At 59.1% G+C, this 14,072-nt stretch carries 12 protein-coding genes; 2 read left to right on the top strand and 10 right to left on the bottom strand.

From position 1 onward, the window contains the following. Positions 1-18: 18 nt before the first annotated feature. Complete coding sequence (locus ACZ5PA_RS07610; RefSeq protein ID WP_464929746.1) at positions 19-1,323, top strand: TrpB-like pyridoxal phosphate-dependent enzyme; 1,305 nt, start codon at positions 19-21, stop codon at positions 1,321-1,323. Here ACZ5PA_RS07610 and ACZ5PA_RS07615 read toward each other — a convergent pair. The 5 genes from ACZ5PA_RS07615 to ACZ5PA_RS07635 all read right to left on the bottom strand — a co-directional run bounded on the left by ACZ5PA_RS07615 (position 1,320) and on the right by ACZ5PA_RS07635 (position 6,365). Next, positions 1,320-2,543, bottom strand: a complete 1,224-nt coding sequence (locus ACZ5PA_RS07615; protein ID WP_464929747.1) for a 3-phosphoshikimate 1-carboxyvinyltransferase — start codon at positions 2,541-2,543, stop codon at positions 1,320-1,322. The genes ACZ5PA_RS07610 and ACZ5PA_RS07615 overlap by 4 nt on opposite strands. Then, entirely contained in the window at positions 2,531-3,553 is a 1,023-nt protein-coding gene (gene aroB / locus ACZ5PA_RS07620; RefSeq protein WP_464929748.1) for a 3-dehydroquinate synthase, read from the bottom strand. Before aroB ends, ACZ5PA_RS07615 begins: the two co-directional genes overlap by 13 nt. Beyond that, positions 3,550-4,494: a transketolase family protein gene (locus ACZ5PA_RS07625; protein WP_464929749.1), complete on the bottom strand. Its 945-nt coding sequence runs from the start codon at positions 4,492-4,494 to the stop codon at positions 3,550-3,552. The genes aroB and ACZ5PA_RS07625 overlap by 4 nt, the downstream gene beginning before the upstream one ends. Continuing rightward, positions 4,485-5,282 carry a transketolase gene (locus ACZ5PA_RS07630; protein WP_464929750.1) on the bottom strand — a complete coding sequence of 266 codons (798 nt, stop codon included), beginning with the start codon at positions 5,280-5,282 and terminating at the stop codon, positions 4,485-4,487. The genes ACZ5PA_RS07625 and ACZ5PA_RS07630 overlap by 10 nt, the downstream gene beginning before the upstream one ends. 126 nt (positions 5,283-5,408) lie before the next feature. Then, the gene (locus ACZ5PA_RS07635; protein WP_464929751.1) at positions 5,409-6,365 is read right to left on the bottom strand and encodes a tyrosine--tRNA ligase; all 957 of its coding nucleotides are present in this window, start codon (positions 6,363-6,365) and stop codon (positions 5,409-5,411) included. A 55-nt stretch (positions 6,366-6,420) separates the two neighbouring features. Between ACZ5PA_RS07635 and aroF the strand changes: the two genes are divergently transcribed. Beyond that, positions 6,421-7,407 (top strand): 3-deoxy-7-phosphoheptulonate synthase, encoded by a 987-nt coding sequence (gene aroF / locus ACZ5PA_RS07640; RefSeq protein ID WP_464929752.1) that lies wholly within the window; start codon positions 6,421-6,423, stop codon positions 7,405-7,407. Here the strand turns inward: aroF and ACZ5PA_RS07645 are convergent, their stop codons facing one another. From ACZ5PA_RS07645 to acs, 5 genes are all read right to left on the bottom strand, one after another. After that, positions 7,408-8,352: a 2-oxoacid:ferredoxin oxidoreductase subunit beta gene (locus ACZ5PA_RS07645; protein WP_464929753.1), complete on the bottom strand. Its 945-nt coding sequence runs from the start codon at positions 8,350-8,352 to the stop codon at positions 7,408-7,410. It abuts the gene before it with no gap. Beyond that, on the bottom strand, positions 8,349-10,256 hold the full coding sequence (locus ACZ5PA_RS07650; protein WP_464929754.1) for a 2-oxoacid:acceptor oxidoreductase family protein: 1,908 nt from the start codon (positions 10,254-10,256) through the stop codon (positions 8,349-8,351). Before ACZ5PA_RS07650 ends, ACZ5PA_RS07645 begins: the two co-directional genes overlap by 4 nt. A 172-nt stretch (positions 10,257-10,428) precedes the next feature. Beyond that, entirely contained in the window at positions 10,429-11,019 is a 591-nt protein-coding gene (locus ACZ5PA_RS07655; protein WP_464929755.1) for a MarC family protein, read from the bottom strand. A gap of 58 nt (positions 11,020-11,077) precedes the next feature. Next, positions 11,078-11,629, bottom strand: a complete 552-nt coding sequence (locus tag ACZ5PA_RS07660) for an acetate uptake transporter (protein WP_464929756.1) — start codon at positions 11,627-11,629, stop codon at positions 11,078-11,080. Between the two features lie 94 nt (positions 11,630-11,723). Next, on the bottom strand, positions 11,724-13,718 hold the full coding sequence (gene acs, locus ACZ5PA_RS07665) for an acetate--CoA ligase (protein ID WP_464929757.1): 1,995 nt from the start codon (positions 13,716-13,718) through the stop codon (positions 11,724-11,726). Between the last annotated feature and the right edge of the window lie 354 nt (positions 13,719-14,072).

Raw genomic sequence — 14,072 nt, forward strand, 5'->3', positions numbered from 1 at the left:
ATTCTTTTTCCAGAAGATATGCCGGATAAGTTGAGAGTGGATCTACCTCCCGAGGAGGTGCCCGATAGGTGGTACAACATCTTGGCCGATTTGCCGGAGCCGTTGCCGCCTCCTCTAGACCCCGACGGCGGGAAGAGGCTGGAGCTCTTGAAACAAGTAGTGCCGTCGGAGCCTTTGAGGCTCGAGTTCTCGACGGAGCGTTATATCAAGATCCCCGAGGAGGTGAGGGAGCGTTACTTACAGGTGGGGAGGCCAACGCCCTTAATAAGGGCGAAGAGGCTGGAGGAGTACTTGGACGCGCCAATTAGGATATATCTGAAGATGGAGGGGTACACCTACACGGGCAGCCACAAGATAAACTCGGCGCTGGCGTGGGTCTACTATGCGTTGAAGGACGGCGCCGGCCTCGTCACGACGGAGACGGGGGCCGGGCAGTGGGGATCTGCGGTGGCCTTGGCGGCGGCCCTCTTCAAGACCAAGGCCCACATCTTTATGGTCAGGGCCTCGTACTACGCGAAGCCGCTTCGCCGCTTCCTCATGCAGATGTACGGCGCCGAGGTCCACCCGAGCCCCAGCGAGTTGACAGAATTCGGGAGGAGGTTGTTGGCCGAGAGGCCGGACCACCCGGGCTCGCTGGGCGTCGCCATAACCGAGGCTGCCGAATACGCCCTAAAACACGGCGGCAAATACGTAGTCGGCAGCGTCATAAACGCCGATATTCTGTTCAAGACCGTGGCGGGACTAGAGGCCAAAAAACAACTGGAGCTCATAGGCGAGGAGCCGGACGTATTCATAGGCGTGGTCGGCGGCGGCTCGAACTGGGGCGGGGCCTTCTTCCCCTTCATAGGCGAGGAGCTGAGATCGGGCAAGGTGCGGCGTAGGTATATAGCGGTGGGCGCATCGGAGGTGCCCAAGGTCACCAAGGGCGTGTACAAATACGACGACCCGGACGCCGGCAAGCTCCTCCCGCAGTTGAAGATGTACACCATCGGCGCCGATTTCGTGCCGCCTCCGATCTACGCGGGGGGCCTCAGATATCACGGAGTCGCGCCGACTTTGTCCTACTTAATGTACAAGGGATGGGTCGAGGGGCGCGACTACGACCAGGAGACTGTGTTCAAGATGGCCCAAGCATTCGCGCAGCTGGAGGGCTACGTGCCGGCCCCGGAGACGGCACACGTGCTCCCCGCCGTGAAGGAAATAGCGGATGAGGCTAAGAGGACCGGCGAGAGGAAAGTCGTGTTGATAAGCTTCAGCGGACACGGGCTGTTGGATCTGGCGAACTTCGCCGACGTGTTGGGCTTCGAGAAAGGCCCACGCTAGGCCCGGATCGGCGATAGTTGACCCAAGAAGTACAAAGGCGCGGAGGGCCAAGTCTTGGCCACAGGCGATAGGTCGTCGACGCAGCCTCCGAGAGCTCTGGAGGCCACGAGGGCCATGAGGCAGATCCTGTGGTCCTTGTGGCACGCGAAACGGACGTCTTTGGCCTTGGGCGGACCCTCGACGAATAGAACTCCCTCTTTGTACTCAACGCGGACGCCCATCCTCCCCAAGACGTCCTTTATAGTCTCGATCCTGTTGGATTCCTTATAGGCGAGGTGCTCGACGCCCCTCAAGGCGCTACGGCCTGGCGCGAAGGCGGCCAGAAGCGCTAAGGGGGGCGCTAGATCGGGCGCGTTGGATAGGTCGACGTCCAGCGGCCTCGAGGGGGCCCCCTCCGCGGAGACCTCGTCGCCAGACGCGCGGACCGAGACGCCGGAATCTCTTAGTATGTCCAACACGGCTTTGTCCGGGCCCTCGCCTAGCCCTAAGACCGAGACGCCCCCTCCCGTTACGGCGGCCCCGACCAAGAGGAAAGCCGAAAGGGCGTAATCGCCTGGCACAGCCGCGGAGCCGGGCGACTTGAGGGGCCCCTCGGCGTATATCACGTCGCCGTCGAGCTCGACCTTGCCGCCGAATTTCCTCACGACGTCGGCCGTGGCCTCGACGTATTGCCACGATTTCCTCCCCAAGACCCTCACCCTGCCGCCGCCCTCGGCCACGACGGAGAGGTAGATGAGCCCGCTGATGTATTGGGACGTCACATCGCCGTGTATCTCGACGTCCACTCGCTCGACTCCGCGGCTCTCTATCAAGACGGCGCCCGGGATCCTCTCGATCTCGGCGTATTTCTTCAGAACTTGGACTAAGTCGTCCAGAGGCCTTTTGTCCACTTGTTCCGACGCGTATATCACGGTCCTCCCCCTTATGCCGGCGTACAACGCGACGGATACCCTCAACGTGAAGCCGGAGTCCCCCACGTTGAAGGACCTGACGGAGTCGGGCTCTCTCTTGGCCAAGAGGACCTTGTCGCCCTCAAGCGATATACGCGCGAGGGGTTGCGCCGCCCTCAACGCCGCAACTACGTCGTCGCTGAGCTCTACGGGGCCGATCTCCGTGACGCCGTCTGCTATAGCGGCTGCGAGTATGTAGCGTTGGCTCAAGGGCTTAGAGGGAGGCGCCTTGAACTTGCCCTCGAGCGGCGACGGCTTTATGCAGAGCATCTCAGCCGGTCCAGCGCCTTTTTCACGAGCTCTAGGGGCACTTCCTCCAGCCTCCATCTCCCTATCCCGGCGGGCACCGGCATTAGCATTGCGTCGCCTTTCCTCTTCTTGTCGCGCTCTACGAGTCGTTTGGCCTCCTCCAACGAGGCTTGGTCCAGGCAAGCCCTTGTCGGGAGCCCGAAGGTCTTCAACAAGGCCAAGAGCTCGTCCAGCTGGGCGCTCCCCAAGAGGCCGGCCTCGACCGCGGCCTCGCCCTCCACGACCATGCCGATGGCCACCGCCTCGCCGTGGAGTAAGCCGAGCACCCTCTCGATGGCGTGGCCCACCGTGTGGCCGAAGTTGAGGACTTGTCTTATGCCCCTCAGCTCGAACTCGTCCTCCTCGACCACAGAGGCCTTTATCTTCGCGCACTTGTAGACGGCCTCCTCGAGCAACGCCCCGTCCCTCTTCAAGAGCCCCTCGGCGTTGAGCTTGAGCCAAGCGAAGAAGTCCGTGTCAAGAACTACGCCGTACTTGACGGCCTCGGCGAAGGCCGATCTGAAAACCCTGTCGGGCAACCCGTCCACGAACCTCAAGTCGATTAGTATCAAGTCGGGCTGGTAGAAGACCCCTATTAGGTTCTTCACCCGCCCCCAGTCCACGGCGCCTTTTCCGCCTATCGCCGCGTCGATCATGGCCAACAAAGTAGTGGGGACTAAGACCAGCCTCATGCCCCTCATGTAGGTGCCCGCCGCGAAGGTGGCCAAATCCAACAAGGCGCCGCCGCCTATGGCCACCAAGTACGTGAACCTGTCGGCGCCGCGCGACGCCAAGAACTCGTAGACCTTTGTGAGAACCTCCAAGCTCTTCACGTCCTCGCCGCCCGGGAGCCTCAAGGCGTCCTCAAGCTCCACGCCGGAGTTTGCGTCGACTAGGTAAACGGCCTTGTCGCCCACGACGCGCAAGTCGAGCCCGCGGCCGACGACTATCTTCGTGACCCCTCTGCTGTGGCGGTAGGAAAGCTCCCTCATGACAAGGACATCAACTCCTCGGCCCTAGCGGCTATGTTGTCGGGCGTGAGCCCGAAGAACTGGTACAGCTCCACGGGGCTCTTGGCCGTTCTGCCGAACCCCTTGACGCCCATGATCGCGATGGGCTTAGGCCCTATGTTGGCCAAGGCCTCGGCCACCGCAGACCCGAAACCGCCGTGGACCACGTGCTCCTCGACCGTGACTATCGCCTTGACGGAGCGCGCGTAGCGGGATAGGAGGGTTAAGTCGAGCGGCTTGATCGTCGGGAAGTGGAGGACGGCCGCGGATATGCCCTTTTCCTTCAACACGTGGGCCGCGTCGAGGGCGAGGCTCAACATCTGTCCAGTGGTCAGTATAGCCACGTCGTTGCCGTCCAACGCGACGTAGCCTTTGCCCACCTCGAAGGTCTTGTACATGTCGCACGTCGCTGGAACGTGGAAATCCCTCCCCACCCTTATGTAGACAGGCCCCTTGACCTCGGCGGAGGCCATCACGGCTCTGTAAGTCTCGCAAGAGTCGGCCGGGGCGATCACCGTGAAGTTGGGCAGGACTCTGAAGAGCGCTATGTCCTCCAGGGCCTGGTGAGAGGGGCCGTCGTAGGGATCTGAGAATCCCGCGTGCGTGCCGATTAGCCTCACGGGCAAGTTCAAGCGCGCTACGGAGTTCCTGGCTATCTCCCAAGCCCTCGCCATAAAGGCGGCGAACGTCAACGCGTACGGCATGAAGCCCGCCGAGGCGAGGCCGGCGGCTATGGCCACCATGGCCTGCTCGGCTATGCCCACGTTGAAGAACCTCTCGGGATGCCTCTCGGCGAAGAACTTAGCCCTCGTGGTCTCGCCCGTGTCCGCCACGAGGACCACCACGTCGTTTCTGAGATCGCCTAGATCCGCCAGAGCCTTGCCGGCGGCCTCTCTGGGGGTCAACTCCTCGACTAACGACATGTCACCCTCGCGGCTAGGGCCAAGGCCTCGTCTCTGGGTATCCTCTGCCTGGTGGAGCCCTCTAGGCCGTCCACGCCCTTCCCCCTAATAGTCCTCGCTATTATCACGCTGGGGGCGCTCGACCCCTCGGCGGCTTCGAGGGCCTTGACGAGGCTCTCGAGGTCGTGGCCGTCGACCGTCTGGACGAAGAAGCCCAAGGCCTTGAACCTCCCGGCTATATCGCCCTTCCTCAACACCTCCTCGGAGGGCCCGTCGAGCTGGGCCCCGTTTAAGTCCACTATGGTTATCACGTTGTTGAGGCGATAGGACGAGATCACGGCGAAGGACTCCCAGGAAATGCCCTCGTCCAGCTCGCCGTCTCCGGTTATCAAATAGACCCTCCCCGCGGATCCCCTAAGCCTCAGCCCCATGGCGAGCCCCACGGCCATGCCTATCCCCAGCCCGAGGGAGCCGGAGTTGGACAAGTCCACAAACGGCGTGTCGTCCTCGGGATGGTTCTGGAGCCTGCTGCCCAGAGAGCCGGTCTCCCTTAGCTCGTCTTGGTTCAAGTAGCCGAAGACGGAGGCCAGTGCATATATGGCGTGGACGGCGTGGCCTTTAGAGAGCACGAGGTAGTTCCTCGAAGCGACGCCGTTGTGGGCGTTGAACTTAACCCTGCCGGTGCCGTACAAGGCGGTTAGTATATCGATGACGGACAGGGACGAGCCGATGTGAATCCCGGGATCGTAGGCGGCCATTATGAGGAGCTTTCGCCTAGCCTCGCAAGCCAACTCCGCTAAGGAGCCCACCCCGATTTCGCGTACCCCGAGGCGATCTCCATGCCGTGCGTCAAGGAGCTATATTTAAACATTACCGAGGAGTTGCCCGAGGCCGTGCGGCTTTCGGCCCAGAGATAACCCGCCGAGGTCGAGGAACTAGCGAATTTTGGAGAGCATGTCGATGAGCCCGTCGACCACGGCTTGTTTGAGCGCTTGAGGCTGGAGGGCGCCGCTCTCGTAGTCCTTGGCGAGCGTCTTGGGGTCCTCATACCTCCGCCCCCCTATCTCGAGGGGTCCCCGATAGGGCAAAAGCAGATATGCGGCTAGCTCGTACACGGGGTTGAACTCCACCTCCCTCGGGGGACAGTAGGCGGACCAGACCTTTTTAGCGACCTCCTCGGGCGAGTCGGTCACATATATCGCCGAGCCGGGTCGGGACTTGGACATCTTGTAGAGCGCCAACACCTCGTCCACCTCCCTGCTGGTGCCCTCCATCCTCCCGACGCCGCTGAGGGACGTTATTATGGGCGTGTGTATCGACGCGGGCTTCTTGAGGCCCAGCCTCTCGGCCACGTCGCGCGCCAACATGTGAGCCCTCCGTTGGTCGAGCCCTCCTAGCGCCACGTCGACGTCTAGGTAGAACATATCGGCGACTTGCATGGCCGGGTAGAGCAGTTTCGAGAAGTCCAGCTCCACCTCCTCTTGCCTCCTGCCCATTATGGGCACGGCGCGTTTTATACGCGCTAAAGACGACGACTTGGCCACCTTGACCACGAGCTCCCAGTATTTAGGATCGGCGGCTAGCTCCCTCCCGTCCTTGAACTTGAACCTCCCCGATATCCTCCCGGCTAGCTCCCTTATCCTCGCCGCGTGTTCCTCCAAGGTCTTGAAATCGCCCTTGTCGTTAATCCAAGCGTGCCAGAGGGCCTCGAGGAGCACCACCTCGAACCCGGCCTCGACGAGGTCCCTCGCCTTGTACAGCCAAACGAGCCAGCCCACGTGGACGGGCCAAACGGGCTCGTAGCCGACGTAGGCCCTACCGCCTATCCGCGCCTTCACCTCCTCCTCTGTCACGACCTCTACGGCGTTTCTTACGACTAGCTCGAACCCCATGTGATAGGTCCGGTTTATTAATTGAAGACTTATATAGATCGCCGAAATTCGGCGCATGCTCTACGCCTTCAAGAACCCGGAGAGGGCCAAGGCCTTCAAGGAGCGCCTCGACGCCGAAGGCCTCTCCTCTTGGTATATAGAGGCCTGGGGCTACTATATAGTGACCACGCCGCCTGGAGTTAAGGCCAATTCGCCCTCGGGGGCCGACGTGGAGATAGAGCTCAAGGGCGAATACCAGCTGGTGTCCCGCGCGTGGAAGAAGGACCCCACGCCGGTGAGAATAGGGGATAGGGAAATCGTCGAGGGGAAGGTGTTCATAATCGCCGGGCCTTGCGCCGTGGAGAGCAAGGAGCAGATCTTGGCGGCGGCGAGGGCCGTCAAGGAGATGGGCGCCCACGCGTTGAGGGGAGGGGCCTTCAAGCCGAGGACCTCTCCGTATACGTTCCAAGGGCTGGGCGAGGAGGGGCTCAAACTGCTCGCTGAGGCCAAGGAGGCCACGGGCTTGCCCGTAGTCACCGAGGTGATGGACTCGCAAGACATCGGCCTAGTGGCCAAATACGCCGACGCTTTGCAGATAGGGGCTAGGAACATGCAGAACTTCTCGCTCCTCAAAAAGCTGGGCCGCGCGGGCAAGCCCGTCCTCTTGAAGCGAGGCTTCGGCAACACTGTGGACGAGTGGCTCGCGGCTGCTGAGTACGTGGCTCTCCACGGCAACGGCGACGTCGTCCTCGTCGAGAGGGGCATAAGGACCTTCGACAGGACGCTCCGCTTCACGCTAGACGTAGGCGCAATAGCCTACGCCAAGCAGGCTACCCATCTGCCCGTCATAGGCGATCCAAGCCACCCCGCGGGCGATCGCCGTTTCGTGATACCGTTGGCCTTGGCCATATTGGCGGCGGGGGCCGACGGCCTCATAGTCGAGGTGCACCCACAACCAGACAAGGCCTTAAGCGATGCCGCGCAGCAGTTGACCTTCGCCCAATTCGGCGAGCTCGTGGAGAAGGCGAGGGCCCTCGCGAGGGCCTTGGGGAAAAGCTTGTGATTACAGTATCCTGTCCGCCATTAGCTTGTAGAAGTCGATCACGGACCTCCCGTCCTTTTCTATGGGCTGAAGCGCAGGCGGGATCTTAGCGTAGTTGGGGTCGTACATAGAGGCGTACCTCTCCTCGAACGTCGGCACCAGCTCGTTCTTGTAGAACACGCCGAGGGCGAGCCTATCAGGCTCCACTATCTTCTCTATAGCGCGTTTCTTCTTCTCGTAGTCCTCCTTCTCGTCGCGCACTACTGGGTCCCACGTGGGGTCTTCGTCGAGCTTATAGACCCTCTTCTCGTACCACTCCCTCGTCATTATGTTGTTGTAGGTCACGCAGGGGCTGAGGACTTGGACTATCGCGGAGCCCTTGTGCAGTATGGCCTCCTTGATCATCTTCGCCGTGTATTTTATGTCGTAGCTGTAGGCCCTGGCTATGAAGGTGAAGCCCGACGCCAAGGCCACGAGCAACGGGTTGAGGTCTGAGTGCGGATTGGGCTTGTTCAAAGCCTTGGGCTGCATGCCCAACGGGAGCGTTGGGCCCGCCTGGCCGCGCGTTAAGCCGTAGACCGCGTTGTCCATCAATATCACGGTGAAGTCGACGTTCCTACGGCCGGCTCCGAGTATGTGGTTGCCGCCTATTGCGAACAAATCGCCGTCTCCGCCCACTACGATGACCTCCAAGTTGGGGTTGGCCAACTTTAGGCCTATGGCGAAGGGCACCGCCCTCCCGTGTATCGTATGGGCCGAGACCGTCCTCACGTAATGCGGCAACCTGCTACTACAGCCTATGCCGGACACCAACACGGTCCTCGAGGGGTCCATGTCGAGCTCGGCGAATACTTGCAACAATGCTTGCAACACTCCGAAATGCCCACAGCCAGGGCACCACTCGGGCGGCTTAGTCCACTTGTAGTCCTGCGGAGTCCTCTTCAAGGACACCTTGACGGTCGTCATAGGTCCCACTCCAGCACTATTCGTTTCTCGCCTTTGGAGAAGCGCTCGTATGCCTCCAACACGTCGTCCATCGTTATGGGCCTTCCGTTGTACTTGACCGCGACCGCGTCGGCCGAGATGCCCGTGTACATCCTCACCAACATGGAGCTCTGCGCCGTGTAGTTGCCCTCTATGAACAAGGTCCTCCTGCCTTGTAGATAGCGTTTTACTAGATCTGCAGGGAACGGGTACAAGAGCCTCAGCTGGAGGAACCCCACTCCTTTCAACTTCTCGAGGGCCGAGAGTATCTGCGGCTTGGTGGTGCCCCACGAGACTATGACGACGTCGGCGTCGGGAGGGCCGTAGTATTTGGCCTTGTCCTCGTCGGGTATCTCCCTCGATATGAGCTCCATCTTCCTCATGCGTTTTTCGTACATCTTCTTGACCATCTCGGCGTCCTCGTCGGGATCGCCCTCGGGGTCGTGCTCCAGCGAAACCACGTGGTAGACGGCCTTGGACACGCCGGGGAGGAGCCTGACGGGGAGGCCGTCCTCGGTTATCTCGTACCTATTGGCGTTCCTCTCCTCGGGGAACACGATCGGCTGAGGCCTCTCTATCTTGACCGAGTAGGGATCGGGGACGGGCATCACGGCGAACGTGTTGGAGAGGTCCTTGTCCACTAGGTGTATCACGGGCACTTGGTACTTATCGGCCCAGTTCGCGGCCTTAATGGCGTCGTAGAAGGCCTCTTCGAGGTCGCCGCTCGCTAGGACTATCTTGGGGAATTCGCCGTGTCCTATAAATATGGAGTAGAACAAATCATGCTGGCCCGTCCTAGTGGCCAGCCCAGTGCTGGGGCCCGCCCTGGACCAGAGCGTCAACACGACGCCCAGCTCCGCCATGCCCAACATGGATATGGTCTCGGCCATTAAGCTCATGCCCGGCCCCGACGTGGCCGTGGCGGCCCTGGCGCCCGCCATGGCGGCCCCGGCCGCGGCAGCTATGGCGGCCAGCTCGTCCTCCGTCTGCAGAACCACGGCGCCTGTTCGCTCCATGGATTTCAACTCCTCTGTGGCCGGGAGGACCGGATAGGGCAGTTTCCTCTCGGCGAACATGGGATCGTCGGTCGATGGGGTGATGGGGTAGAAGGATATGAACCTGACGCCGCCCATGATCTTGCCGACGCTCACCGCCTCGTTGCCGTTCCAGTAGATGCGCTTGACCTCCGGCGTCCTCGGCGTCAACGTCTCGACGCGCTCGTTCACCAGCTTCGCGACCTCCGCCGCCACCATCTTGTTCTGCTCTATGACCTCTTTCTTCCTGCCCAAGGCGAAAGCCACCCCCTTCTCCACGTGCTCCACGGATAGGCCCAAGAGGGATGCCCCCACGGCTACGACCAAGGTGTTCACGAAACGCGACAACATGACGGGGGACGTGACGCCTATCTTTCGACCTATCTCGAACAAGACCTTGTTGAAGGGCAAGCCCACGATCCTCGCTCCTTGCGACTTCATGTACTCCACGGCGTTTTTGACCGTGGGCTCCAGGCCTCGCCTCTTGAAGAACGCGTTGAGCCTCTCTTGGGCCGTCCTCGACATCATCACGAACGACTCCAAGGTCTTGCCGTCCTCCTCCGTGTTGTAGACGACGACTCCTCCTGGCTCGATGTGGAACATGTGCTCGAACACCGAGTGGCCGTCCATGAGGAGGGCCAGCCTCACCCTATTGGTTATGCCGCCCGGGGGCCACCTATCGCTTATTTTGCCCACGAAGTAGCTGTGCCTGCCGCCGGCTATGTTGGACCAGAACTCCCTTCTGCCGTACACGTAATACCCGGCCGAGCCCACGGCGTATATCAGCATCACCGAGGCCGTCTCGACGCCCTTGCCCTGCGGCCCGCCGACCAAAAAGCTGATTTCTACCATTAACTATCTTGTAAATATGTGTATTAATATTTTCACTTCGATATATGTCAACGAACTAATCAGAAATAAAATATAAGCTACTCGAGAAATTCAAATAAAAAATTTGTATCATGTAAACAGTTTACAAAAATTATCTCTTGCTTAGTCCTTTATATCTACTACTAATGCGCGTTCAACGGAGCCCAGCCGCGTACTGCGATATGCCCGACAACATCAGCTTTGTGCCGGTCGTGGCGATGATCAACGCCATGAATCTGCCCAACGCTCTGGCCGGGATGGGCCCGAACGACTTCACGAGCCGAGCGCCGGCGTATAGAGTGGCCACGGAGAGGGCCGAGGCCGTCAAGGCGCCCGCGAGGGTTATGGACGGGCCGTAAAGCGACGAGTAGAGTATCAGCGTCGTCATTGTGCCGGGCCCCACTATGAGGGGGGTGGCCAACGGCACCACGGCGGCCTCCTCGAGCTTTCCGCTCAACGTCGTCGTGCTCCCGTGGACTAACGTCAATACAGACGTGGATAGGATTATCAAGCCGCCCGCTATCTTGAAGCTGACCAAGTCGACGTTAAGCGCCGAGAGGAGCGGGCCGCCTATGAGGGAGAACACAGTCGATAACGCCATTACGGTTATCGCCATGGCCCTTATGGCCTTCTCGAATTCTTGAGGTCTATCCATGGCCATCTCGCCCACCAGACCTAACTTGCCCAACGGGTTCTCGATGGCGTAGATCTGCGCTACTATGCCCGCGAACTCGAGGGGAGTCACGTCAGTTCGATCTAGAGGGTCTATAAACCTCTGCAAAAGCCGGGGCGTTTAAAAAAGGCTATTTTTTGGGTTTAACCACAGGCGGGCCCAAGAAGGCTCCTGCGGCCTTTCCCCACATCTCGGCTATGACTTGGGCGAACGCGGTATACCAAGCGGCCAGCGCAGTCAATATGCCCACGTAGCCTCCCGCGACGGTGGCGCCGGCTGCTAGGAGGAAGAAAGTTATCCATAAGAGTAGAAATACAACGAACAACGCCGCGTTGGCCCTGAAGGTCCCTATCCACATCACGAAGGTGAAGATGCCGAAGGCCCAGAGCACTATGGAGATGTAGGCCAAGGACGAGGGGAAGTAGGCGACGGTTAGATAGAACCACTCCCAGAAGGCGCCGTATGTGAAGAACGCCACGTAGCCGAACGTATTACCTTTGAAGTACTCCAATATCCCGGCGACTAGCTGGGCGAGACCGCCGTAGAACGCCGCGAGGCCGAGGACCACCGGCACGCCTTGGCCGCTGAGCAAGCCCGCGTTGAAGCAGCTGAGCACTAACGTCGTCAACGCGAAGCCCGATAGGCCCAGAGGGGCTGGATTGGCAGTACTTCCGTTGCCCATATGTATAAGATAACAAGTATTTTTAAATATTGATGCTGATGTAGAACTCTTTAATAATGTAAAAGTAAATGTTTTAAAACAAAATCTATATTTATTACTGTATTTCTTTCTTCAACTCCTCGTACGCCTTCTTCGCCTCCTCCACGGAGGTCTCGTCCTCCAGCGTGGTCACGTCCCCTAGAGGGGCGTTGGTCGCCACGGCTCTCAACAACCTCCGCATTATCTTGCCCGAGCGCGTCTTGGGCAACTTCGTGACGAAGAATATCTGCGAGGGCTCGGCTATCGGGCCCACCGTCCTCCTCACGTGCTCCCTCAGCTCTTTCCGCAACTCGTCGGTGCCGGCCACTCCTTGTTTGAGCACCACGAAGGCTATGGGCACTTCGCCCTTGATGGGGTCGGGCACCCCTATCACCGCGGCCTCTGCCACTGCGGGGTGCGAGATCAGGGCGGACTCCAGCTCGTAGGTGCCCAAGCGGTGCCCGGCCACTTTTATGACCTCGTCCGCTCTGCCCAAGACCCATATATAGCCGTCCTTGTCCTTTATGGCGTAATCGCCGGCGTAGAACATGCCGGGGAACCTAGACCAATAGGTCTTTATGTACCGCTCCGGGTCTCCCCAAATGCCGTGCAGCATGCCGGGCCAAGGCCTCTTGATTACCAAATAGCCCTTGACGCCGGGCGGGACCGGCTTGCCGTTCTCGTCGACGACGTCTACCTCGAAGCCGGGCAGAGGCGGCCCGTTGGTCCCGGGCTTCATGGGCACTAAGTAGAGGCCGGGCGCGTGGGATATCACTATGCCGCCCGTCTCGGTCATCCACCAAGTGGAGCCGAACGCCACGTTTTGATAGCCCAAGTTCGTGTAAGCCCATCTCCACGCCTCGGGGTTTATCGGCTCTCCCACGGAGTGTATTATGCGCAACGTCGATAGGTCGTGTTTCCTGGGCCACTCTTCGCCGAATCTCATGAAGGTCCTTATGGCCGTGGGCGAGGTGTAGAGCACGGTCACCCCATATCTCTCTATAATGGCCCACCAACGATCAGGCTGCGGGAAGTCCGGCGCTCCTTCGTACATGACCTGGGTAGCGCCCATTAGCATGGGGCCCAACACGATGTACGAATGCCCGGTCACCCACCCTATATCTGCCGTGCACCAGTAGATGTCGTCGTCTTTCAAGTCGAACACCCACTTCATAGTGGCGTATACGTGGACGGCCCAGCCTCCCGTATCGTGAATTATGCCCTTGGGCTTGCCCGTGGTGCCCGACGTGTAGAGCATATAGGAGGGATGCGTGCTCTCTATCCTCTCGGGCTCCACGTAGGCGTTGTGGGGCACGCCGGCCATCGCCTTGTCCCAGAACCAATCCCTGCCCTCGGTCATGGGCACGTCGTTTAGGCCGAGCCTCTTGTACACTATCACGTTCTCGACAGAGGGCGCCTTCTCCAAGGCCTTGTCCACTATGTCCTTCAGCCTCACGACCTTCCCCCTACGCCAGAAGCCGTCCGCGGTTATGACGAGGCGGGACTGGGAGTCGTTAATGCGATCGGCCAAAGCGTCGGCCGAGAAGCCCGAGAACACGACGTTGGTTATCGCGCCTATCCTCCAGGCTGCGTACATGGTTATGGGCAATTCGGGTATCATCGGCAAGTACAAAGTTATGCGGTCCCCCTTCCTTATCCCGAAGTTGTTCCTCAACATGTAGGCCACTCTGTTGACCTCCCTCCACATGTCGTAGTAGGTGAACTTGCGGCGGTCCGTGGGGTATCCCGACTGGTCCACCGGCTCGCCCTCCCATATCAAGGCCAGCTTGTTCTTGCGCCAAGTCTTCACGTGTCTGTCCAACGCTAGGTACGAGAGGTTCAACTCCCCTCCCACGAACCACTTGTAGAACGGCGGGTTCGAGGCGTCCAGCACCTTCTCCCAGGGCTTGAACCACTCGAGCTCTCTGGCTATCGAGGCCCAGAACTCCTCTAGGTTCTCGACGGACCTCTTGTGGAACTCCCAATAGGCCTTTACGTCGATCGTTCGCGAGCGCCATTTGTCGTTGGCGACGTATTCCTCGAAGGGCAAGTTCTTCTCTTCCAGGGACATAGAAGATTAGAATAAATTGTTTTTATAAATATTCTCTGAAAATCTTAGTAAAATAGATTATATATATAATTAAACTAATTTATTATATATTTATAGGAACAACTATTTCTAGGATAAACCAATCTACAAGATAGATTCAGGAAAGTATGATAAAATGTTCCACAGAAAATACAAATATCTATAATGATAGTTATGTACAAAATCATTTATATATACCTATATAGACCTAATTAGTTGCTAATCTACTCAGCATCAGAGATAGGAATACTGTCCCGTATAGCATCAGAAGCGCCTACGGTATGTATATTTTTAAGCTCATACATTCCTAATGCTATACAGTATACTTCAATTAAC

It is taken from the genome of Thermoproteus thermophilus (assembly GCF_055392855.1).